Raw genomic sequence first — 23,490 nt, 5'->3', positions numbered from 1 at the left:
ACCCCTACTTAATGGATCTGAACTGAACAACACTCACTGAGGCGTTTTGGCCATCGGCAAGAGTTGCTCCTTGAACGGTATCTCAGCGGGTACGCTGATACCGCTGGCAAGCCACTGACTGCTCCACCCGAGAATCAGGTTTTTGGACCAATCTGCAACCAATAGAAATTTTGGCACGAGCTGCGACTCTTTCCACCACCCGTCCTGCTGTACCGGCCCCAGGCTCAACAGCCCGACCGCCACGACCACCAGCAATACGCCACGCGCGGCGCCGAAGGCCATGCCGAGGAATCGATCGGTCCCGGATAGCCCGGTGACGCGAACCAACTCGCCGATAAGATAATTGATCATTGCGCCTACGATTAACGTGGCGACAAACATGATGGCACAGCCCGTGATTACACGAGCCGACGGTGTTTGAATGTATCCGGCGAGGTACTCGGACAATGAACCACCGAACATCCAGGCAACGGCTCCTGCGATAATCCAGGTCACCAGCGACAGTGCTTCTTTGACGAAGCCGCGGCTCAGACTGATCAATGCGGAGATGGCGACGATTGCAACGATCGCCCAGTCAACCCAGGTAAATGGCACAGTGCAGCCTACAGACGGATAAGGCGGCGCATTTTAGCAGAGCGCAGGGCTATCGGTAAGCTGCGATTGTCAGTGCTTTTCAAATCGGGGCGATAGTATTTAACCGCGCTTAGCAATGTAGCCGCTGGCGAAGCCTGCGTCCGGCTGCGCAGCAGCCGTAAAATCAGGCAACTCGGTGTATCAGGTACACCGTACAGGCAGGTTTTACGACGACTGCGCCGCCGGACGCAGCCTCGCAGGCTCGGCAGCTGCTACAAAGAGTCGATTGGTCGCTCGTTAACCGCGCTCAGGCTGGAAGCGCACGACGAAGCCCTTGAGCTTCTTCTGGCGGTCCAACAAGTCACGCAGACGGTCGGCTTCGGCGCGCTCGATCAGCGGACCGACAAACACTCGATTCTTGCCATCAGAGGATCGGATGTAAGCGTTGTAGCCCTGACTGCGCAGGTCTTTCTGCAGGCTTTCGGCATTTTCTCGGCTCGCAAGACTCGCCACCTGAACCGACCAGCTGACCGACAGGCCGTTTGCGTCGATACGGCTTTGCGTGGTGTCAGGCTTGCCCGGCGCTGCCGAGATAGGCTGCGACGGCGCGGCAGCAGGCTTGGCGGCCAAAGCAGGCACCGGAGCCGGCTTGGCCACAGGCGCAGGGGCTACACGGGCAACCGGCGCAACAGGTGCCGAAGGCACTTCTTGCTGAGCGATTTCATCATCGCTCGGCACAGGCTCTTGAGGCAGCGCTTGCGGCTCAGGCACCACCACCGGCTCGACCTGAACTTGCGGCATTGCCGGCGCCTGCGGCGCAGCCGGCGCATCGACCGTCACCTGCCGCTGCTCATCCTGCCGGGAAAACAGCATCGGCAGGAAAATCACCGCCAACGCCACCAGCACCAGAGCGCCAACCATGCGCTGTTTGTAGGCCTTATCCAGCAATGCCATTTGCCGCTTCCTCCGTGGAGCGCCGAGCCAACCATTCAAGGGCTTCGGCGACACAATAAAATGATCCGAACAACAGAATCTCGTCGTCGCTCGTCGCCAGCGCACACTGACCTTCCAGCGCGGAGGCCACACTTGAATAAGATGCTACGCAAGCACCAAGGTTCTTCAACGCCTTGTGCAAATCAGCGACCGGACGGGCGCGCGGCGAATCCAGCGGCGCCACAGCCCAATGCTGGACACTAGCATTCAATTCACCGACAACACCATCCAGATCCTTGTCAGCCAGCAACCCGAACACCGCCAGACGCTTGCCGGCTGGTGGTCGACTGGCCAAACGGCGAGCCAGATACTCGGCGGCATGCGGGTTATGGCCCACGTCCAGCAACAGGTTCAGGCGCTTGCCCTGCCAGTCGAACTGCCGACGATCGAGACGACCGACCACCCGCGTCGCTTTCAGGGCATCGACAATCTGTGCATCCACCCACGGCAAACCCAGCAGCAAGTAGGCCTGCAACGCCAGCGCAGCGTTTTCCATTGGCAGATCGAGCAAGGGCAAATCACGCAATTCCACGGCGCGCCCCTGCGCATCAAGTCCGCGCCATTGCCAGTTGTGATCGGTAATGCCGAGGTCGAAATCACGCCCACGCAGGTAAAACGGGCAAGCCAGCTCGCGCGCCTTGTCCAGCAGTGGTTGTGGAGGATTCAGATCGCCACACAGCGCAGGCGCGCCCTGGCGGAAGATGCCGGCTTTTTCGTAAGCCACGGACTCACGGGTATCTCCCAGATAGTCCGCATGATCGACGCCGATGCTGGTGACTAGCGCCATGTCGGCATCCACCACGTTGACCGTGTCCAGACGCCCACCCAGACCAACTTCCAGCACCACAGCATCAAGCCCGGCCTGTTGAAACAGCCAGAACGCTGCCAGGGTGCCCATTTCGAAATACGTCAGGGAAGTATCGCCACGACCGGCCTCGACAGCCGCGAAGGATTCGCACAGCGCGGCATCCGTGGCTTCGACGCCATTGACCTGCACCCGCTCGTTGTAACGCAGCAGGTGCGGAGAATTGTAGACACCGACGTTCAGGCCCTGCGCCCGTAGTAACGAGGCCACAAATGCGCAGGTAGAACCCTTGCCGTTGGTGCCAGTGACCGTAATTACCCGAGGCGCCGGCTTGCCCAGTCCCATGCGGGACGCTACCTGTTGCAGGCGCTCCAGGCCCATGTCGATGGCCGAAGGGTGCAACTGCTCAAGGTAGGCGAGCCACTCGCCAAGGGTACGTTGGGTCATAGGTTGGCAGGTACCGGTGGAACCACGATCGGCTCGATTGGCGCAGCGACGAATTTCGGCGTCGGCAGGCCCATCATTTGTGCCAGCAGGTTGCCCAGGCGCGGACGCAGCTCCTGACGGTGAATGATCATGTCGATGGCACCGTGCTCCAGCAGGAACTCACTGCGCTGGAAGCCTTCCGGCAGTTTTTCACGCACGGTTTGCTCGATTACACGCGGGCCGGCAAAGCCGATCAGGGCTTTGGGCTCACCGACGATCACATCACCGAGCATCGCCAGGCTGGCGGAAACGCCCCCGTAAACAGGGTCAGTCAGCACGGAGATGAACGGAATGCCTTCTTCACGCAGACGCGCCAGTACCGCGGAGGTCTTGGCCATTTGCATCAGGGAGATCAAGGCTTCCTGCATCCGCGCACCACCGGAAGCGGCGAAGCAGATCATTGGGCACTTGTTTTCCAGCGCATAGTTGGCGGCGCGAACGAAGCGCTCTCCGACGATGGCGCCCATCGAACCGCCCATGAAGGAGAATTCGAAGGCCGAAACAACGACTGGCATGCCCAGCAATGTGCCGCTCATGGAAATCAGTGCGTCTTTTTCGCCGGTCTGCTTCTGGGCAGCGGTCAGGCGATCCTTGTACTTCTTGCCGTCACGAAACTTCAGACGGTCAACCGGCTCCAGGTCCGCACCCAGTTCGGCACGGCCTTCGGCATCAAGGAAGATATCAATGCGGGCGCGGGCGCCGATACGCATGTGGTGGTTGCATTTTGGGCAAACATCCAGGGTTTTTTCCAGCTCCGGACGATACAGCACAGCCTCGCAAGACGGGCATTTGTGCCACAGACCTTCAGGCACCGAGCTCTTCTTGACCTCGGAACGCATGATCGAAGGGATCAGTTTGTCTACTAACCAGTTGCTCATGCTTTCTTTCTCCAGTACCGGCGGCCCGAACGCTTTGTTCGCAGCCCCGCGTATGCCCTTGAGCTAAATTCATGTGTGTGGCGATGATTGATCGGGTGGCCGGGTCAGCGAAAAGCGACCTGCGTACAACCCGAAACATCCTCAGCCGTGCCTGCTTTGTGCAAGTGAAGTTATGGACGGCGGCAGTCTGCCAGCCGTCACATCAACCTAGCTCCTACGCACCGCTTCTATAAATGCCCGAATCTTTGCGTGATCCTTGATGCCCTTGCCCGCCTCTACCCCGCCGCTGACGTCCACGGCGTAAGGCTTGACCCGGGCAATCGCTTCGGCGACGTTTTCAGGCGTCAAACCGCCCGCCAGAATGATCGGCTTGCTCAAGCCCTGCGGTATCAGGGACCAGTCGAACGCCTCACCGGTTCCACCGGGAATGCCTTCGACATAAGCGTCAAGCAAGATACCGCTGGCAGTAGGAAACGCATCGCAGGCCGCCGCGATGTCGTCACCCGCCTTGACCCGTAGCGCCTTGATGTACGGCCGGTTCCACCCTTCACACTCGGCAGCCGTTTCATCGCCATGGAACTGCAACAGGTCCAGCGGCACGGCGTCGAGCAACTCACCCAGCTCGCACCGACTGGCGTTGACGAACAACCCCACGGTTGTGACGAACGGCGGCAGCACCTTGATGATGTCGCGCGCCTGTTGGAACGTCACAGCCCTCGGGCTTTTGGCGTAGAACACGAACCCGATGGCATCGGCCCCCGCCTCGACCGCCGCCAACGCATCTTCTATGCGGGTAATCCCGCAAATCTTGCTGCGAACGGCTGACATGTCGATAAAACCTCAGGGTAAATCCGGGGAAGTCCCGGATGGTAACAAATGCATTCGAGGGCGTCAGCCGTCAAGTTCCGTGAAACCGGTCAGGAAGTGTGGGCCGATGTAACGCTCGGGCAATTGAAACTCATCGCGATACTCGACCTGCACCAGATACAGGCCGAACGGATGCGCCGTGACCCCGCCGGAACGGCGAATGCGGCTTTCCAGCACTTCCTTCATCCACTCCACCGGACGCTCGCCGGCGCCGATAGTCATCAGCACGCCAGCAATGTTGCGTACCATATGATGCAGAAATGCACTGGCGCGGATGTCCAGCACAATCATCTTGCCGTGACGCGTGACCCGCAGGTGATGCAGTTCCTTGATCGGCGATTTGGCTTGGCACTGACCTGCACGGAACGCACTGAAATCGTGGGTACCCAACAGATACTGCGCTGCCTCGGCCATGCGCTCGACGTCTAGCGGGCGGTGGTTCCAGGTGATCTCGTCGTTCAAATGTGCCGGACGGATCTGATCGTTGTAGATCACATAACGATAACGCCGGGCGATAGCCTTGAATCGCGCATGAAAATGCGCCGGCATGACCTTGGCCCAACTGACGCTGACATCGTGGGGCAAATTGATATTGGCGCCCATCACCCAGGCTTTCATCGAACGCTCGACCTGCGTATCGAAATGCACCACCTGACCACACGCATGTACGCCAGCGTCCGTACGCCCGGCGCAGAGCAGCGATACCGGTGAGTCGGCGACTTTGGACAAGGCGTTCTCAAGGGTTTCCTGAACCGTGAGCACGCCGCTGGCCTGGCGCTGCCAGCCGCGATAACGCGAACCTTTGTATTCAACGCCCAGTGCGACGCGGAAAAAGCCGTCGGCCGCCATTTCGGCGGCCGGATTATCTATATTTGCCAAGGGGTGCAGCCTGCTGATGTGCGCAAAGGCGGGCATTATAAGGCGGCTGGACCGGGACGCCAGAGGCGCGTGTCTTTTGTGCCGCTGCACTACACGTGCGAGCCTCGCTATATAGACAACCACATAACGCGCGAAACGATAGAGTCCCCAGCTCATCACGCGAACAAAAACGGCAGCCTCACCGGGCTGCCGTTTTGTTTACTGCGCAGCGACCACTCAAGCCAGACGCGAAAGCATTTCCCTGGCTTCGCTCTTCTGCCCGGCATCACCCTCGGTCACCACCTCATTGAGGATGTCCCGTGCGCCGTCATTGTCACCCATGTCGATGTAGGCCTGAGCCAGATCGAGCTTGGTAGCGACCTCATCCGTACCGGAGAGGAAGTCGAAGTCCGGCTCGTCGCCTGCAGAGGCCATCGCGTCCTCTGCGGTAAAGCTCGGTTCGCCAATGCTCTGGGACAGACGATCCAGCTCGGCGTTGACGTCATCCAGCTCAGCCTCGAAGGCGTCCGGAAGTTCGTCAAGGCCTGCCACGGTCGGAGTCGGTGCCGGAGCCGCGTCCATTTCATCAGCCAGCGACAGGTCGAAGTCGGCAGGCAATTCCAGGTCATCCTGCGGCACTTCAGGTACAACCGGCAGATCCTTCAGGCCTTCGTCCAGGCTCAGATCCAGCAGGAAGTCGTCTTCAGCGAGGGTCGCCGGCGACGGATCCGCCCCCAGGTCCATGTCCAGATCGAAGTCCGCGAGGTCGTCGAGGTTCTCCTTGATTTCGGTTTGCTGCTGCAACACCGATTCAAAGCTCAAGTCGTCATCCAGCGGGAACTCTTCCAGCTCGGTCGACGTGTCTTCTTCTGGCGTAACCACCGCCGGGGAGGTGGCCTCCAGATCGTCCAGGCTCAAATCGAAAGCGCTGTCGAAGTCGTCATCGGCAGCCGCCGGGGCTTGCGGCTCGTCCAGCAGCAGGTCCTTGACGTATTGCGCATCCAGTTCCGCAGCGATAGCCGCGGCAGCCAGGCCACCTGCGGCAACCAGGGCCATGGCCGGGAAACGAGCCTTGAGCTTTTCGACCTGAGCGAAGTTGTCGCCGTTGGCGACCAGTTGACGCTCCTGACCCACGAACGCATCGCGGTCGCCTTGCTGGCCATACACTTCCATCAGCTTCAGACGCAGATCACTGCGTTGCGGCTCTTGCTTGATGCCGTCTTCCAGCAACGCAGCAGCCTGGTTCAGACGACCGGCCGTGATGTGCGACTGCGCTTTGCTCAGCACATCGTCATCACGCTCGGCGGCGAGGCGACACCAGGGGGTGCTGCGATCGGTGTCGTCATCACAACGGGCGCAACCACTGGAGCAGGCTCTGCTTTAGGAACAGGAGCAGGCGTCGGCGTCGGCGCCGTGGCGAGCTTTACGCTGGGCGGTGGAACTTCCAGGCCTTCAAAGCTGCTTTCCGGCAGGTCGTTGCCATAGGACAGGTCCTGTTCTTCGGACAATGCACGGGCCATGCGCAGATGCTTCTCGGCTTCTTGCTGAGCTTTGCGACGACGCGCCAGCAACAACAGCAAGAGCGCAAGCACCACCGCACCGCCGCCGATCAGACCCAGCAGGATCGGATTGGTCAGCAGTTCGTTGAATTTCTGATCGTCCGAGACGGCCGGTGCAGGCTCGATTGGCGTTTCAGCAGATGCTGGTGCAGGAGCGACAGCGGCTTCTGGCGCCGGGGCGACTTCAGCAGGTGCCGTCGCAGGGTTGGCGGCCAGCTCGGCAGACATGGCCGGAGCGGTCGCTGCAGGTGCACCCGCGGCGCCATCGGCCTGCATCTTGGCCAGTTGATTGTTCTTCAGCTCGATCAGTTTTTGCAGCTTGTCCAGCTGACTTTGCAGATCGGTCATGCGGCTTTTCAGTTCGGCATTGTCACGACGGGTCGTGTCGAGGCTTTCCTGAGTAATCGCCAGTTTGTTGCTCAGATTCTTGGCATCGCCCGCAGCACCTTTGGCACCCGCCTTGCCGGATTCGGCCGAGACCAGGCTCAACTTGTCCTTGGTGGATTGTGCGTTGCCGGTGTCAGCGCTACCACGCTTGGTGGCATCGAGTTGCTGTTGCCCCGCTCCGGGCTTGGCCACATAGCGACGCCCCTGGCGCCACGCCTTGTTCTGTGCGGCCACTTCGGCAATCGCCTTGGGCTGCGGCAGGCTGGTAGCCGAGGCCTGCTCGGGCATGCGCAGCACTTGACCGGTTTTCAATCGGTTGATGTTGCCATCGATAAAGGCATCCGGATTCAGCGCCTGGATGGCCAGCATGGTTTGCTGAATCGAGCCGCCATTGCGCGCCTTCGCAGCGATCTCCCACAGAGTATCGTGCGCAGTGGTGGTGTGCTGAGCCGGCGCGGTGGCACCGGTCACTGGCGCCGTGACTGATTGAGTCGGCGCTGGCTGCGCAGCCGCTTCGGCGGTCTGCGGCGAGAATTTGGACGGATCGAGCAACACACTGTAATCGCGCAGCAGGCGACCGTTCGGCCACATCACCTGAACCAGGAACTTCACCATGGGTTCGGACAGTGGTTTGCTGGAGGTCACACGCAGGATGCTTTTGCCGCTGGCGTTGAGCACCGGCGTGAAGGTCAAGTCATTGAGAAATGCCTGACGGTCGACACCGGCCTTGGCAAAATCTTCAGGCGAGGCCAGGCTCGGCACCACTTCGGCCGCCGTCAGGTCCTTGATGTCGAGCAACTCGATTTCCGCCACCAAGGGTTGGTTCAGCGTCGACTTCAGGGTCAATTCCCCGAGCCCGAGGGCATGCGCCATACCAGAGGACAGCGCCGAGGCGGCCGCAATTGCTAACACCAGTTTGCGAACTTGAACCATAGCCTCATCCTTTGTTTGAACATTCCTCGGCCAGCGAGAAGGTCTTGATAGTCGCTGCCGTAAGGCGTTGCGCGCAGCGCTGAAGTGTCACCGCGCGCGATCATTTCTTGTCTGCCCCGGAAAGCCCCGCACGGAGGCTTTCTTTCAGCACTGCGGCCAAGCATAGCGCTCGGCTAGAATCATTCTGCGAATTGTTGCCAAGTATCTTTTACAGCTGGTCTTTTATCAACAATTCAGCCACCTGCACAGCATTGAGCGCAGCGCCTTTGCGTACGTTATCTGACGTCAGCCACAAATTAAGTTCCGACAGGTCGTCGACTCCACTGCGAACCCGACCGACATAAACCACGTCCTGCCCCACCGCATCGCCCACGGCAGTCGGATAATCGCCCGCCTCTACCAACTCGATTCCCGGTGCATCTTCAAGGGCTGCGTTGACTTTCGTCAGGTCGACAGCGCTCGCGGAATGCAAGGTCACGCTAAAGCTATCGCCAAAAAACACCGGGGCTTGAATGCAAGTGGCGGAAATCTTTAATAAAGGCAGCGCCATGACCTGACGCAACTCACGCACCAGGCGTTTTTCCAGCAGCGTATGGCCTTGCTCATCCGGCTTGCCGACCTGGGCCAACACGTTGAAGGCCATCTGCCGATCAAAGAATGTCGGCTCCAGCGGACGCACGTTGAGCAACTCGGCGGTTTGCCGGGCCAGCTCTGTTACCGCTTCGCGGCCTTGAGCGGAGACCGCCAGGCTGGCGGTCACGATTGACCCGCTGCAGGTCGATCACGTCGAGCAATGGCGCCAGCACCACGGCCAGTGTGGTGGCCGAAGGGCTTGGGCTGCTGACCTGGAATGGCTTTTTCAGGGTGGCCAATACCTCGGCATTGGCTTCCGGCACCACTTGCGGCGCTTGATCGGCCGGCAACGCACCGGACAGGTCGATCAACGAGCAACCGGCAGCGCTAGCGCGAGAGGCGAAGCTGAGCGTCACCGCCGGCCCGGCCGCGAAGAACACCAATTGGACTTTGCTGAAATCGAATTCGTCGACTTCCCGCACCCGCACGTTCTTGCCGCGAAAAGGCACCGAGTGCCCGGCGGATTCGCTGCTGGCCAGCAAGTGCAGGTTGCCGACCGGAAAATCGCGCTCTTCAAGAATCTGCACCAGCGTTTCGCCGACAGTACCGGTGGCGCCGATCACGGCGATATCAAAGGACTGGGTCATGGTTCTACCTCTGGCGAAACGGGGGAGCGGCACTTTACCGGGTGGGTGACGTACAGGCAATTCGGCTGGGATCTGCGGTGCCTGTTCCGGCCTCATCGCGAGCAAGCTCGGCTCCTACAGGTTTGGTATCGCACTTGTAGGAGCCGAGCTTGCTCGCGATGGCGGCTTAACAGTCACCCAATAACCAAAAAACCCGCGCCTCTTTCAAGGCGCGGGTTGTTTCATTGCTTCAACCGATCAACGCTCGAGCAGAATCCGCAGCATGCGGCGCAGCGGTTCGGCCGCGCCCCACAGCAGTTGGTCGCCAACGGTGAAGGCACCGACGAATTGCGACCCCATGTTCAGCTTGCGCAGACGGCCAACCGGCACGTTCAGGGTGCCAGTGACCTTGGTAGGGCTCAGCTCCTGCATGCTGATGTCGCGGTTGTTCGGCACCAGTTTCACCCAAGGGTTGTGCTGGCTGATCAGCCCTTCGATGTCGGCGATCGGTACGTCTTTGTTCAGTTTGATGGTCAGCGCCTGGCTGTGGCAGCGCATGGCGCCGATGCGCACGCAGATGCCATCGACCGGAATCGGACTCTTGAAGCGACCGAGAATCTTGTTGGTCTCGGCCTGGGCCTTCCACTCTTCACGGCTCTGGCCGTTCGGCAGTTCCTTGTCGATCCACGGGATCAGGCTGCCGGCCAGCGGTACGCCGAAGTTCTCGGTCGGGTACGCGTCGCTGCGCATGGCTTCGGCGACACGACGATCGATGTCGAGGATCGCGCTGGCAGGGTCGGCCAGTTGATCGGCGACAGCGGCGTGGGTCGCGCCCATTTGCTTGATCAGTTCACGCATGTTCTGAGCGCCGGCACCAGAGGCTGCCTGATAGGTCATGGCGCTCATCCACTCCACCAGACCGGCTTCAAAAAGGCCACCCAGGCCCATCAGCATCAGACTGACGGTGCAGTTGCCGCCGATGTAATTCTTGGTGCCCGCGTCCAACTGCTGGTCAATGACCTTGCGGTTGACCGGGTCCAGCACGATGACCGCATCATCCTGCATACGCAGGCTGGAAGCGGCATCGATCCAGTAACCCTGCCAGCCGGCTTCGCGCAGCTTGAGGAACACTTCGCTGGTGTAGTCGCCACCCTGGCAAGTCAGAATCACGTCGAGGGTTTTCAGCTCTTCAATGCTGTAAGCGTCCTTGAGCGGAGCAATATCCTTACCCACGGACGGGCCTTGGCCACCAACATTGGAAGTGGTGAAAAACACCGGCTCGATAAGATCGAAATCCTGCTCTTCCAGCATCCGCTGCATGAGCACGGAACCGACCATACCGCGCCAACCGATCAGACCTACACGTTTCATCGCAACTACACCTTCTTGAAATGTGGGCCGCTGCTTTGTCTTGAATTTGGCAGCGGGCCCGAGAGATACAGATTCCGCAGCGCGGCGACTACTGCGTCACCCATTTCCTGCGTACCGACTTTAGTGCAACCCGCCGACCAGATGTCACCCGTGCGCAGCCCTTGATCCAGCACCAGGCTCACGGCTTTCTCGATGGCATCGGCCGCCGACTGCTGGTTGAAGCTGTAACGCAGCATCATCGACACCGACAAAATGGTCGCCAACGGGTTGGCAATGCCCTTGCCCGCAATGTCCGGCGCGGAACCGTGGCACGGCTCGTACATACCTTTGTTGTTGGTGTCCAGGGACGCCGACGGCAGCATGCCAATGGAACCGGTGAGCATCGAGGCCTGGTCGGACAGGATGTCGCCGAACATGTTGTCGGTGACGATCACGTCGAACTGCTTCGGTGCGCGCACCAGTTGCATGGCGGCGTTGTCGACGTACATGTGGCTCAGCTCGACTTGCGGGTAATCCTTGGCCACTTCCTCGACGATTTCACGCCACAGCTGGCTGGATGCCAATACGTTGGCCTTGTCCACCGAGCACAGCTTCTTGCCGCGCACCATGGCCATGTCGAAACCGACACGGGCGATGCGGCGGATTTCGCTTTCGCTGTACGGCAGGGTGTCGTAGGACTGACGCTCGCCGTTTTCCAGGGTACGGGTACCGCGTGGTGCGCCAAAGTAGATACCGCCGGTCAGTTCACGGACGATCAGGATGTCCAGGCCCGCCACGATTTCCGGCTTCAGGCTCGAAGCTTCGGCCAGTTGCGGGTACAGGATCGCCGGACGCAGGTTGCCGAACAGGCCCAGTTGCGCACGGATTTTCAGCAGGCCGCGCTCAGGGCGGATGTCACGCTCGATGGAGTCCCATTTCGGGCCGCCCACGGCGCCCAGCAGTACCGCGTCGGCCGCGCGGGCGCGCTCCAGGGTTTCGTCGGCCAGAGGCACGCCGTGCTTGTCGATGGCCGCGCCGCCGATCACGTCGTGGCTCAGTTCAAAGCCCAGGGCGAACTTGTCACTGGCCAATTCCAGCACCTTGACCGCTTCGGCCATGATTTCCGGGCCAATACCGTCACCTGGGAGAATCAGAATCTGCTTGCTCATGCTTTCCTCATGTCTTCAGTCGGTGCGCCATCAATCAGCGCGCCCGGAAAATGCTTATCGCTCTGCGCTTATCGTTCAGCCATCAGCACCAGCACATCAGTACTGAACGAGCCATCGGCTTCTATCTCAAAATATTCACGTACTTCGTTGCCCATCGACTGCTGCAATTCGCGGATCGCCGCGCGCATCACTTCAGGTGTACGCATGCGCTCAACCCAGGAGGTGTACTCCAGGCGCAGCCGCTGACGCGTGGTGCTGCGCGTGTGTAACCCCGCCTCGCTGACCTGTCGCAACCACTCACCGGCCGAATAATCGCGCACATGGCTGGTGTCACGCAGCACTTCGACGCTCTGCAGGTAAGTGTCGAACAGCGGGCTACCCGGTGACAACACGTCAATGAACGCCGCCACGCCACCCGGTTTCAGCACCCGACGAACTTCGCGCAGGGCTACACCGAGATCGCTCCAGTGGTGCGCCGAATAACGGCTGAACACGAAGTCGAACTCGCCATCGGCAAACGGCAGACGCTCGGCGGCGCCGTTGACCGTGGAAATGTTGCTGATGCCGCGATCAACAGCAGCGGCAGCGACCACGTCGAGCATCTGCTGCGACAGGTCGTAGGCGACCACTTCCTTGACCAGCGACGCCACGTGAAAACTCACATGACCGGCGCCGCAACCCAGGTCCAGCACCCGGGCATTGCCCTGCCCTGCCAGTTCGGCCTGTAGCAACGCGAACTCAGCGCCTTGAGCGTGTACGGCGCTGCTCAGGTAGGCCGAAGCCTGTTCACCGAATTGCTTTTGTACAACCTGACTGTGTTGGGCGGTGCTGGTCATGGGGACTTCCTTTTTGGGGTGAGTCTTGGGGTGTTTATTCGGGCCTCATCGCGAGCAAGCCCGGTTCCTACAGGGATTGTGGCGCTCACATAACCTGTAGGAGCCGGGCTTGCCCGCGATGAGGCCAGCCCTGACTACATCAATTCCAATCTTGCTTACGCGTCGCGAAACAACCAAGGCTGGCTCGCACGATGCTTGGCCTCAAACGTCGCAATTGCTTCGTGGTCTTGCAAGGTCAGGCCGATGTCATCCAGGCCATTGACCAGGCAATGCTTGCGAAACTCGTCCAGTTCGAAGCTGTAGACCTTGCCGTCCGGCCGGGTCACCGTCTGGGCTTGCAGATCGACCGTCAACTGATAGCCAGGATTGGCTTCGACCTGCTGGAACAGCTCATCCACTTCAGCGTCGCTCAGGATGATCGGCAGCAAGCCGTTCTTGAAGCTGTTGTTGTAGAAAATGTCGGCGTAGCTCGGCGCGATGATGCTGCGGAAACCGTACTCTTCCAGTGCCCACGGCGCGTGTTCACGGCTGGAGCCGCAACCGAAGTTCTCACGGGCCAGCAACACGCTGGCGCCTTGATAACGCTCGGCGTTGAGCACGAAATCCTTGTTCAACGGGCGCTTGGAGTTGTCCTGGTAGGCATACCCCACGTCCAGGTAGCGCCACTCATCAAAAAGGTTCGGGCCAAAACCGGTGCGCTTGATCGACTTCAGAAACTGCTTCGGAATGATCTGGTCGGTATCGACGTTCGCTCGATCCAATGGCGCGACCAAACCGGTGTGTTGGGTAAAAGCTCTCATGTGCGGTTCCTCAGATCAGTTCGCGAACGTCGATGAAACGACCGTTGACGGCAGCCGCCGCGGCCATGGCCGGGCTGACCAGGTGCGTACGGCCACCGGCGCCCTGACGCCCTTCGAAGTTGCGGTTGGAAGTCGATGCGCAATGCTCGCCGGACTCCAAACGGTCCGGGTTCATCGCCAGGCACATCGAGCAACCCGGCTCGCGCCATTCGAAACCGGCCTCGAGGAAAATCTTGTCCAGGCCTTCCGCCTCTGCTTGTGCCTTCACCAGGCCCGAGCCCGGCACAACGATGGCCTGCTTGATCGTCGAAGCGACTTTGCGGCCCTTCGCGATCACCGCAGCAGCACGCAAGTCTTCGATCCGCGAGTTGGTGCAAGAGCCGATAAATACGCGATCCAACTGAATGTCGGTGATCGCCTGATTGGCGCTCAACCCCATGTACTTCAACGCGCGCTCGATGGAACCGCGTTTGACCAGGTCCATTTCCTTCGCCGGGTCCGGCACGTTCTGATCAACCGCCAGGACCATCTCGGGCGAGGTGCCCCAGCTGACTTGTGGCTTGATCTGGGTCGCGTCGAGCTTGACCACGGTGTCGAATACGGCGTCAGCGTCGGAGACCAAATCTTTCCAGGCTTCGACGGCCATATCCCATTCCGCGCCTTTCGGGGCGAATGGACGGCCCTTGACGTATTCCACGGTTTTTTCGTCCGCAGCCACCAGCCCCACACGAGCGCCGGCCTCGATGGACATGTTGCAGATGGTCATGCGGCCTTCGACGGACAGGTCGCGAATCGCGCTGCCAGCGAACTCGATAGCGTGGCCGTTGCCGCCGGCGGTGCCGATCTGGCCGATCACGGCGAGAACGATGTCCTTGGCGGTCACGCCGAACGGCAATGTGCCCTCGACCGAGACCAGCATGTTCTTCATTTTCTTGGCGACCAGGCACTGCGTCGCAAACACGTGTTCAACCTCGGAAGTACCGATACCGTGCGCCAAAGCGCCAAACGCACCGTGAGTCGAGGTGTGCGAGTCGCCGCAGACTACGGTCATGCCCGGCAAGGTTGCGCCCTGCTCCGGACCGATCACATGAACGATGCCCTGACGCACGTCATTCATCTTGAATTCGGTGATGCCGTATTCGTCGCAGTAGTCATCGAGGGTCTGAACCTGCAAACGCGAGACCTGATCGGTAATCGCTTCGATGCCGCCCTTGCGATCCGGGGTGGTCGGCACGTTGTGGTCCGGGGTGGCGATGATCGAGTCGACTCGCCAAGGCTTGCGCCCGGCCAGGCGCAGGCCTTCGAAAGCTTGGGGCGAAGTCACTTCATGGATGATGTGGCGGTCGATGTAGATCAGCGACGACCCATCGTCGCGCCGTTTCACTTCATGGGAATCCCAGAGCTTGTCGTAAAGCGTTTTGCCGGCCATCAGACGGTTCCTCATCAGCTTTTTACTATTTTCTATGCCTTGGGTTTTGCACGGTTCAATAACCCCTTGGCTTGTGAGGTCGATCCTAGGGGGTTACATTAAATAACTCAAATTCATATTTTTTATGCTTTGGATAACCAACTGGAATACGACGATGGATCTGGCCAACCTCAATGCTTTTATCGCAATTGCCGAGACCGGGAGCTTCTCCGGCGCCGGCGAACGACTGCACCTGACCCAACCCGCCATCAGCAAACGCATCGCCGGGCTGGAACAGCAATTGAAGGTGCGCCTGTTTGACCGTCTGGGCCGCGAAGTCGGCCTGACCGAGGCCGGCCGTGCCCTGCTGCCACGGGCCTACCAGATTCTCAATGTGCTGGACGACACCCGCCGCGCCCTGACCAACCTGACGGGCGAGGTGTCCGGCCGCCTGACCCTGGCCACCAGTCACCACATCGGCTTGCACCGGTTGCCGCCCTTATTAAGGGAGTTCACCCGGCGCTACCCCCAAGTCGCGCTGGATATTCAGTTCCTCGATTCGGAAGTGGCCTACGAAGAAATTCTCCATGGCCGTGCGGAACTGGCGGTCATTACCCTGGCGCCGGAACCGCACACTGGTCAAGGCGACGCCGGTGTGGGACGACCCGCTGGATTTCGTGGTCGCCCCGGAGCATTCGCTGATCAGCAACGGCGCCGTCAACCTGGCCGACATTGCCCTGCACCCGGCAGTCTTCCCCGGTGGTAACACCTTTACTCATCACATCGTTCAGCGGCTGTTCGAGGCGCAAGGCCTGACACCGAATATCGCCATGAGTACCAATTACCTGGAAACGATCAAGATGATGGTCTCGATCGGCCTGGCCTGGAGCGTATTACCGCGCACAATGCTGGACGATCAGGTTGCGCGAATACCTTTACCGGGCATACAACTGACTCGCCAGCTAGGCTATATCTTGCACACTGAACGGACTCTATCGAATGCTGCAAGGGCTTTTATGGCTTTGCTGGACGCACAAATCGATTTGCCAGGGACTCAAGGCTAACCTGTGCTACTCCTGTAGAGTCACGAATACCTGCGCTTAACGCCCATTTCCGCCCAAGGCCAGCTGCCAATGCCGAAGTCTGTTGACCGTATTCCGCCGATGCCCCGCATCCAGGCGCTAGACCCCAAACGGTCCGAGTTGAGCTGGGAAAGCGCGCCACAATTGCTCGCCGCCCTCAACGGTGCGCGTCTGGGGGCCTGGTATTGGGACATCGAACGTGGGCAGATCAGTTGGTCGCGCGGGACTCAGGCGCTGTTTGGCTTCGACCCGCACATGCCGTTGCCAGAGGATCTGGAATACCTCGACTTGCTGCCGCCGGAAGACCGGGCGAAAACCGTGCGCGCCTTCCACGCGGTGATTGCCGGAGCCCCGCTGGAGCAGGCGATGCATCACCGCATCCGCTGGCCCGACGGCAGCCTGCACTGGCTGGAGATCAACGGCAGCCTGCTGCCGGATAAAAACGGCCGGCCGCGCATGATTGGTGTCATCCGCGAAATCACCCACCAGCGCCAGCGCGAACAAGCCCTGAGCAGCTCGGAAAAACGCTTCGCAACGCTGTTTCACCTGTGTCCGAACATGGTGTTGCTGACCCGCCAGGAAGACGGCTTGATCACCGAAGCCAATCAGCATTTCGAAAGCCTGTTCGGCTGGCCGGTGCAAAACGCGATAGGCCGTACCACGCTGGATCTGGGCCTCTGGGTGCACCCGGAGCAACGCGCCAAATTGGTCGCAGCCACCAAGGCCAAGGGCGACCTGGTCAGAATGGAGGTGCAATTTCGCGCCAGCAACGGGCAAATCCACGACGGCATCCTCAGTGCGCAAAATGTCGAACTCGAAGGCCAGCCCTATCTGCTGAGCACCTTCCTCGACACCACCGAACGCAAAGTGGCCGAACAAGCCCTCAAGGACAGCCAGGAGCGTCTCGACCTCGCCCTGGACTCGGCGCAACTCGGCACCTGGGACTGGCACATTCCCAGCGGCATGCTCTACGGTTCGGCGCGGGCCGCTCAATTGCACGGCCTGGAAGCCAAACCTTTCCACGAGTCGTTCGAGGAGTTTTTCGAAGGTGTGCCCGGCGAAGAGCGCGACACCATGCGCGACGCCTACCGCAGCCTGCGCGAAGGCCCGGCCGGCAATTATCAACTGACTTACCGCGTTCAACTGCCGGACGGCAGTTCGCGCTACCTGGAAAGCCGCGCCCGCCTCTACCGCGATGAAAACGGCGTCCCGCTGCGCATGGCCGGCACCCTGCTGGACATCACCGATCAGGTGGAGCGCGAACAGCGGTTGGTGGCCTCGGAAGAAAAATTCGCCACGCTGTTTCAGGTCAGCCCGGATCCGATTTGCGTGACCCGCCAGGACACCGGCCAGTTCATCGAGATCAACTCCAGCTTCACCCAGACCTTTGGCTGGAGTGCCGACGAAGTGATTGGCCGCAGCGCCGACGAAATTGACCTGTGGGACGCCTCGGCGAAAAGCCTGCAGCGGATCGAACAGGTCATCCGCGAACAAGGACTGAACAATGTCGCCATCGTCGCCCAGCACAAGGACGGGCAATCCCTGACCTGCGTGATTTCCAGCCGCCAGATCAACGTTGGCGAAGAACCCTGCATCGTCACCACCTTGCGTGATATCACCCAGCAACAACGCTCTGAAGCGGCGCTGAAGGCCAGTGAAGAGAAGTTTGCCAAGGCGTTTCATTCAAGCCCCGACGCCATCACCATTACCGAACGCGACACCGGGCGCTACCTGGAGGTCAACGACGGTTTCTGCCGCCTGACCGGCTATCGCGCGCAAGAGGTCATCGGCCGTACGGTGTATGAGGTGGGCATCTGGGCCGAAGAGAACAACGTGCGGCGCTGCTCGCCGAGCTACAGATCAAGGGCCGCGTGCATCACCAGGAAATGCTCGGACGCAACAAGCGCGGAGAGTTGCTCACCGTCGAGAGTTTCGGTCGAACCCATCACCCTCAACGAAACCGCCTGCCTGCTGCTGACCGCCCGCGACGTCAGCCTGCTGAAAAACGCCGAAGCGCAGATCCGTCACCTGGCCTACCACGACCCCTTGACCAACCTGCCCAACCGCGCCCTGCTGATGGACCGCCTGAGCCAGCAGATCGCCCTGCTCAAGCGCCACAACCTGCGCGGTGCGCTGCTGTTTCTCGACCTCGATCACTTCAAGCACATCAACGACTCTCTCGGTCACCCGGTCGGCGATACGGTGCTGAAAATCATCACCGCGCGACTCGAAGCCAGCGTGCGCATGGAAGACACCGTGGCGCGGCTCGGCGGTGATGAATTCGTGGTGTTGCTCAGCGGCCTGGAAGGTTCGCGCAACGAAGTCAGCACCCAGGTACGGGAATTGGCCGACACCTTGCGAGAATTGTTGTCGGAACCGATGTTCCTTGATGGCCAGCGCCTGCAGGTGACGCCGAGCATCGGCATCGCACTGATCCCCGACCACGGCTCGACCCCGACCGATTTGCTTAAACGCGCCGACATTGCGCTGTACCGCGCCAAGGATTCGGGTCGCAACACCACGCAGATGTATCACAACACCATGCAGAAGGCCGCCAGCGAACGCCTGCGCATGGAAACCGACCTGCGTCTGGCCCTTTCCCGGGGCGAATTCCATGTGCATTACCAACCCCAGATCGACGCCCGGGGCAATCGCATTGTCGGCGCCGAGGCACTGGTGCGCTGGGACCACCCGGAACTCGGCGCACAGGCACCTGCCGAGTTCATCAAGGTGCTGGAAGACAGCGGCCTGATTCTTGAAGTCGGCACCTGGATTGTCGACGAAGTGTGCAGAGACTTTAAAAAACTGGTCGACAAAGGCCTGGTCAACCCGCTCCGCTTCAGCCTGTGCGTGAACATCAGCCCAAGACAATTCCGCCAAAACGACTTCGTCGAACGCATCGAACACAGCCTTACCAGCCACGGCCTGCCCTGCTCGCTGCTGAAACTGGAAATCACTGAAGGCATCGTCATCCAGAACCTGGAAGACACCATCAGTAAAATGCGTCGCCTGAAAAAGCTCGGCGTGAGTTTCGCGATGGACGACTTCGGCACCGGCTACTCCTCACTGACCTATCTCAAGCGCTTGCCGGTCGACACCCTGAAAATCGATCAGTCGTTCATCCGCGATGCCACGACCGACCCCAACGACGCCGAAATCATCCGCGCCATCGTCGCCATGGCGCGTAGCCTGGAGTTGAAGGTGATTGCCGAAGGGGTGGAGACGGCGGAGCAATTGGAGTTTTTACAGGGACTGGGCTGCCATTTTTACCAAGGGTATTTGCACAGTCGGCCGTTGCCGGCAGAGGCGTTGCAGAAGCTCCTGAAATGACGGGACACAAACACAAAAAAGGGCGCCGATGGCGCCCTTTTCATTACTCTGCCTTAGTGCTGCAGAGCCGGTTTTTGCGTCCCGTTGATCGGGATGCGCTTGGCTTTCGCCTCTTCTGGAACGATGCGCAACAGATCAATGCTCAACAGACCGTTACGCAGGTCAGCGGCTTTGATCTCGATGTGATCCGCCAGGCGGAACGACAGCTTGAACGCACGCTGGGCGATGCCTTGGTGCAGGAAGGTCACGCCTTCGCTCGCGTCACGTTTGCCACCACTGATGGTCAGCACACCTTTCTCGACTTGCAGGTCCAGGTCTTCTTCCTGGAAACCGGCGGCGGCGACGACGATGCGGTATTGGTCATCACCGTGTTTTTCCACGTTGTAAGGTGGGTAGGTGCTGCCTGGCTCATTACGCAGGGCGGTTTCAAACAGGTCGTTGAAACGGTCGAAACCCACCGAGGAACGGAACAGTGGGGCCAGGGAAAATGCAGTAGTCATGGTTCAAATCTCCTGAAAACATCAGCAAGGTTTTTGTCTCCGCGACCCGAATTCGGCATCGCGTAACCCTTAGATAGGGACCGCTGATTGCATTTCAAGAGATTATTTCGAGATTTTTTCAGGCCGCTTCCGGGAGTCTCAGGCCCAACAAACGGCTGACCTGATCCAGTTCGGTCTCGCGACGCAGGACAGTAAACAGCTCGACGGCTTCCGGATAATTGCGCGTCAACATGGCCAGCCACTGCTTCAAGCGACCGGGGGATTGGCGGGGAGTCATCTGCGCCTTAGCTTGCAGCCAGAAGTCTTGGATCAGTGGTAACAGCTCGGCCCAGGTCATCTCGACGACGGCTTCACCGGCGCGTGCCGCCGCGATTTGCCGGGCCAGGTCCGGACGCGAGACCAGGCCGCGACCGAGCATGATGTCTTCCACGCCGCTGATTTCGCGGCAACGACGCCAGTCTTCGACACTCCAGATGTCGCCATTGGCAAACACCGGCACCTTGACCACCTCTTGCACTCGCGGGATCCACTCCCAGTGCGCCGGTGGTTTGTAGCCATCGGTTTTGGTCCTGGCATGCACCACGATATGCGCCGCGCCGCCTTCGGCCAGGGCTGTGGCACACACCAGCGAGCCGTCCGGGCTATCGAAACCAAGGCGCATCTTGGCGGTCACCGGGATGTGCGCAGGCACCGCACGACGCACGTGTTCGACGATTTCGTTGAGCAGTTCAGGCTCTTTGAGCAGCACCGCGCCGCCGCGAGACTTGTTGACTGTCTTCGCCGGGCAACCGAAGTTCAGGTCGATGACTTCAGAACCCAGTTCACACGCCAGCGCGGCGTTTTCGGCCAGGCACACCGGATCGGAACCCAGCAGTTGCACGCGCAGCGGCACGCCGGAGGCGGTGCGGGCACCGGTCAGCAGTTCAGGGCCGAACTTGTGGTAGTAGGCAGGCGTGAGCAGTTGATCGTTGATCCGGATGAACTCGGTCACGCACCAATCAATACCGCCCACACGGGTCAGCACGTCCCGCAGGATGTTGTCGACCAACCCCTCCATGGGCGCCAAAGCAATTTGCATGAAAAACACACTCGACGAAAAACGTGCGGCAGTTTACTGGTTTCGGCGCGCAGAAGGTATTTCGTCAGACCGGACGGTGACGATTGTGCAGACGCCATCGCGGGCAAGCCCGGCTCCCACAGGGTTAGCGTCGTACACAAATCTGTGCCCAGCACCGAACCCTGTGGGAGCCGGGCTTGCCCGCGATGAGGCCAGCGAAGACAGGTTAGATCGCGACTGCCAGCGCCGGGCCGTAGCCCTCGATGAACTCGGCCGGCATGCGCTTGGGCTTGCCGGTCGACAGCTCGATGCAGACGAAGGTGGTTTGAGCCCGCAGCAAGGTGGTGTTGTCGCTCGGGCGCTTCAACTGGAAGTGTCGGGTCATTTTAAGGCGCTGATCCCAATCGACGATCCAGGTCGCCAACTGCAATTCGTCATCCTCATAGGCCGCGGCCAGGTAATCGATCTCGTGCCTCACGACCGCCATTGCCCTGTCCAGCCGCCGGTACTCGACCAGATCAAGGCCCAGACGCTGCGAGTGGCGCCAGGCACAGCGCTCGAGCCACGTCACGTACACCGCATTATTGGCGTGACCCAGCCCGTCGATGTCCTCGGCGCCTACTTGCAGATCAATGATAAATGGCGTTGCCCGATCCCAACTCATGCCCCACTCCCGGTCAGATAATGTCCACCGGGGCAGTGTAACGGATGCCTACGCCGATTGGCGCGATTGCAGACTGCGACCGGCCAACAGTGATAGCACGCCATCAATGACCCGAGGATCGGCCAGCACCCGCTGATGGCCACCCTCTTGCAGACGCAACAAGCGGCTGTCGAACCAGGCTTCGTGGATCAGCTGGGATTCCTTGACCGAAACGTAGCAGTCATCCTCGGCATGGACGATCAGACCGGGCATGTCGAGTTGATAGTGCGCCACATCCAGTGCCGCAGCGCGCATGCCCACATCTTTCTCAACCTGACGAATAAATGCCGAGCGGGCTTTGGGGGGCAGTCGTACGTACTTGGCGAAACCGCGCAGCACCCCGAGAATTCGCGCCGGAGCAGCGATAGTCACCAGGGTTTCGGTACGCAGGCCCAACTGCACGGCGAGCATGGCACTGGCGCCCCCCATCGAATGACCAATGACCGCTTGCAGCGGGGGCAGTTCGGCAGCGGCTTCCAGCATGGCCCGGGCGAACAGAACGACGTTGGCTTCTTCACCGGGTGAGCGACCATGCGCCGGGCCGTCGAGGGCGACCACGGTGTAACCGGCCTCCACCAGCGCGGTGATGAGGCTGGCGAACTGCGTCGGCCGACCTTCCCAACCGTGCATCAACAACACCGCAGGGCCTTGCCCCCAGCGCAGCGCCGAAAGGCCGAAACGCAGCGTGATGCGTTCGGACTTCGCCAGCAACGGCAGCTCCCAATCACGCGGCGGCAGTTCTCGCGGCGTCATGAATGCCAGTCGCATTTTACTCGCGACCAGTTTCGGGGCGAACCAGCCCAAGGTGCCATTAACGCCACGAACCCACTTCAACGTGCTCATCGCATTCTCCCCAGGCCGCAGCCTTCAGGTCACTGCACCGCAGATTTGGCGGCGCGCAGTAATCGATCGGACAACTCTCCCGGCCCCAGCGCCCGCGCCAGAGCCAGACCACCCACCATCAACGCCATGTCAGCCAGGGCCTTGTCGGTGTCTTCCGGGCTGGCCGCCAACTGCGCGACCATCATTTCCACATGCTCATTGAGTGCGACACGAAACGCGTCCGGCAGCCGCCCCAGTTCACCAACAGAAGCCGGAATCGGGCACGCCGACTCGGAGGAATCACGGTGTTTGCGTGACAGGTAAAAAGCCGCCACCAACGCGCGACGCTCTTCGCCAGTCAACTGGGCGTCCATGTCAGCAATCAGGTCACGACGGTGACCCAGCAATTGCTTGAAGGCCTCCAGCATCATGGCGTCCTTGCTTTCGAAGTGGGCGTAGAAGCCGCCGACGGTCAGGCCGGCTGCGCCCATGACTTCGCCCACGCTCGGCTCTGCCGGGCCGCGCTGGATCAGCGCTGCACTGGCAGCCTTGAGGATGCGTTCGCGGGTTTGTGCTTTTTTATCGTTCATCGTTGCCTCCGAATATTACGACTAGAATATTATTCTCATAATAATTTTACGCAAGTCGTGGATGTGACCGCTGGTCTGAAGAACAGTTTGAAAGAATTAGGGGGATTTGGCCAAACGCCAGACAAACAAAAGGGCCATTCAATAATTGAATGACCCTTATAAAAATCCCGCAGAGCGGGTAATCGTGGCGTCCCCTAGGGGACTCGAACCCCTGTTACCGCCGTGAAAGGGCGGTGTCCTAGGCCACTAGACGAAGGGGACGCAAAACCTTCTATACAACTGATCAGTGCTGAGAGCTGATCGAT

At 60.2% G+C, this 23,490-nt stretch carries 16 protein-coding genes, 1 tRNA gene and 4 pseudogenes; 2 read left to right on the top strand and 19 right to left on the bottom strand.

The window, feature by feature from the left end:
* Positions 1-33: 33 nt before the first annotated feature.
* The 13 genes and pseudogenes from AB4N76_RS24270 to leuC form a co-directional block, all read right to left on the bottom strand.
* Positions 34-594, bottom strand: a complete 561-nt coding sequence (locus AB4N76_RS24270; protein WP_046026887.1) for a CvpA family protein — start codon at positions 592-594, stop codon at positions 34-36.
* A gap of 276 nt (positions 595-870) precedes the next feature.
* Positions 871-1,527, bottom strand: coding sequence for an SPOR domain-containing protein (locus tag AB4N76_RS24265; RefSeq protein ID WP_046026888.1), 657 nt, complete (start codon positions 1,525-1,527; stop codon positions 871-873).
* Complete coding sequence (gene folC / locus AB4N76_RS24260; RefSeq protein ID WP_460163614.1) at positions 1,511-2,818, bottom strand: bifunctional tetrahydrofolate synthase/dihydrofolate synthase; 1,308 nt, start codon at positions 2,816-2,818, stop codon at positions 1,511-1,513. Before folC ends, AB4N76_RS24265 begins: the two co-directional genes overlap by 17 nt.
* Entirely contained in the window at positions 2,815-3,735 is a 921-nt protein-coding gene (accD, locus tag AB4N76_RS24255; RefSeq protein ID WP_046026890.1) for an acetyl-CoA carboxylase, carboxyltransferase subunit beta, read from the bottom strand. The genes folC and accD overlap by 4 nt, the downstream gene beginning before the upstream one ends.
* A 207-nt stretch (positions 3,736-3,942) precedes the next feature.
* Entirely contained in the window at positions 3,943-4,563 is a 621-nt protein-coding gene (locus AB4N76_RS24250; RefSeq protein ID WP_046026891.1) for a phosphoribosylanthranilate isomerase, read from the bottom strand.
* A 63-nt stretch (positions 4,564-4,626) separates the two neighbouring features.
* Positions 4,627-5,451 carry a tRNA pseudouridine(38-40) synthase TruA gene (gene truA / locus AB4N76_RS24245; RefSeq protein WP_046026892.1) on the bottom strand — a complete coding sequence of 275 codons (825 nt, stop codon included), beginning with the start codon at positions 5,449-5,451 and terminating at the stop codon, positions 4,627-4,629.
* 246 nt (positions 5,452-5,697) lie between these two features.
* A pseudogene (locus tag AB4N76_RS24240) lies at positions 5,698-8,339 on the bottom strand (FimV/HubP family polar landmark protein).
* 208 nt (positions 8,340-8,547) lie between these two features.
* Positions 8,548-9,559 (bottom strand): annotated as a pseudogene (locus AB4N76_RS24235) (aspartate-semialdehyde dehydrogenase).
* 237 nt (positions 9,560-9,796) lie between these two features.
* A complete protein-coding gene (asd, locus tag AB4N76_RS24230; RefSeq protein WP_460163613.1) occupies positions 9,797-10,909 on the bottom strand; it encodes an aspartate-semialdehyde dehydrogenase in 1,113 nt (370 codons plus the stop codon).
* A 68-nt stretch (positions 10,910-10,977) separates the two neighbouring features.
* Positions 10,978-12,057, bottom strand: a pseudogene (gene leuB, locus AB4N76_RS24225) (3-isopropylmalate dehydrogenase); the annotation flags it as partial.
* Positions 12,058-12,125: 68 nt separating this feature from the next.
* Positions 12,126-12,893, bottom strand: a complete 768-nt coding sequence (locus tag AB4N76_RS24220; protein WP_460163612.1) for a class I SAM-dependent methyltransferase — start codon at positions 12,891-12,893, stop codon at positions 12,126-12,128.
* A 155-nt stretch (positions 12,894-13,048) separates the two neighbouring features.
* Positions 13,049-13,693 (bottom strand): 3-isopropylmalate dehydratase small subunit, encoded by a 645-nt coding sequence (gene leuD / locus AB4N76_RS24215; protein ID WP_046026898.1) that lies wholly within the window; start codon positions 13,691-13,693, stop codon positions 13,049-13,051.
* Between the two features lie 10 nt (positions 13,694-13,703).
* Complete coding sequence (gene leuC / locus AB4N76_RS24210; protein WP_046026899.1) at positions 13,704-15,122, bottom strand: 3-isopropylmalate dehydratase large subunit; 1,419 nt, start codon at positions 15,120-15,122, stop codon at positions 13,704-13,706.
* 154 nt (positions 15,123-15,276) lie between these two features.
* Between leuC and AB4N76_RS24205 the strand changes: the two are divergent.
* Positions 15,277-16,165: pseudogene (locus AB4N76_RS24205) on the top strand (LysR family transcriptional regulator).
* Between the two features lie 69 nt (positions 16,166-16,234).
* On the top strand, positions 16,235-19,513 hold the full coding sequence (locus AB4N76_RS24200; protein ID WP_460163611.1) for a sensor domain-containing protein: 3,279 nt from the start codon (positions 16,235-16,237) through the stop codon (positions 19,511-19,513).
* A 53-nt stretch (positions 19,514-19,566) separates the two neighbouring features.
* Here the strand turns inward: AB4N76_RS24200 and AB4N76_RS24195 are convergent, their stop codons facing one another.
* From AB4N76_RS24195 to AB4N76_RS24170, 6 genes are all read right to left on the bottom strand, one after another.
* The gene (locus AB4N76_RS24195) at positions 19,567-20,013 is read right to left on the bottom strand and encodes an Hsp20 family protein (protein ID WP_046026902.1); all 447 of its coding nucleotides are present in this window, start codon (positions 20,011-20,013) and stop codon (positions 19,567-19,569) included.
* 118 nt (positions 20,014-20,131) lie between these two features.
* Complete coding sequence (locus tag AB4N76_RS24190; protein WP_046026903.1) at positions 20,132-21,091, bottom strand: tRNA dihydrouridine synthase; 960 nt, start codon at positions 21,089-21,091, stop codon at positions 20,132-20,134.
* Positions 21,092-21,296: 205 nt separating this feature from the next.
* Positions 21,297-21,734, bottom strand: coding sequence for an acyl-CoA thioesterase (locus AB4N76_RS24185; protein WP_077430540.1), 438 nt, complete (start codon positions 21,732-21,734; stop codon positions 21,297-21,299).
* A 48-nt stretch (positions 21,735-21,782) separates the two neighbouring features.
* A complete protein-coding gene (locus AB4N76_RS24180; protein ID WP_046026905.1) occupies positions 21,783-22,616 on the bottom strand; it encodes an alpha/beta fold hydrolase in 834 nt (277 codons plus the stop codon).
* Between the two features lie 29 nt (positions 22,617-22,645).
* On the bottom strand, positions 22,646-23,185 hold the full coding sequence (locus tag AB4N76_RS24175; protein WP_046026906.1) for a TetR/AcrR family transcriptional regulator: 540 nt from the start codon (positions 23,183-23,185) through the stop codon (positions 22,646-22,648).
* A 185-nt stretch (positions 23,186-23,370) separates the two neighbouring features.
* Positions 23,371-23,446 (bottom strand) — tRNA-Glu (locus AB4N76_RS24170).
* Between the last annotated feature and the right edge of the window lie 44 nt (positions 23,447-23,490).

Source organism: Pseudomonas sp. S2_F03 (assembly GCF_054668335.1).
Note: the sequence above shows the minus strand (reverse complement) of the source record. Positions and strands in the feature narration are given on the sequence as shown.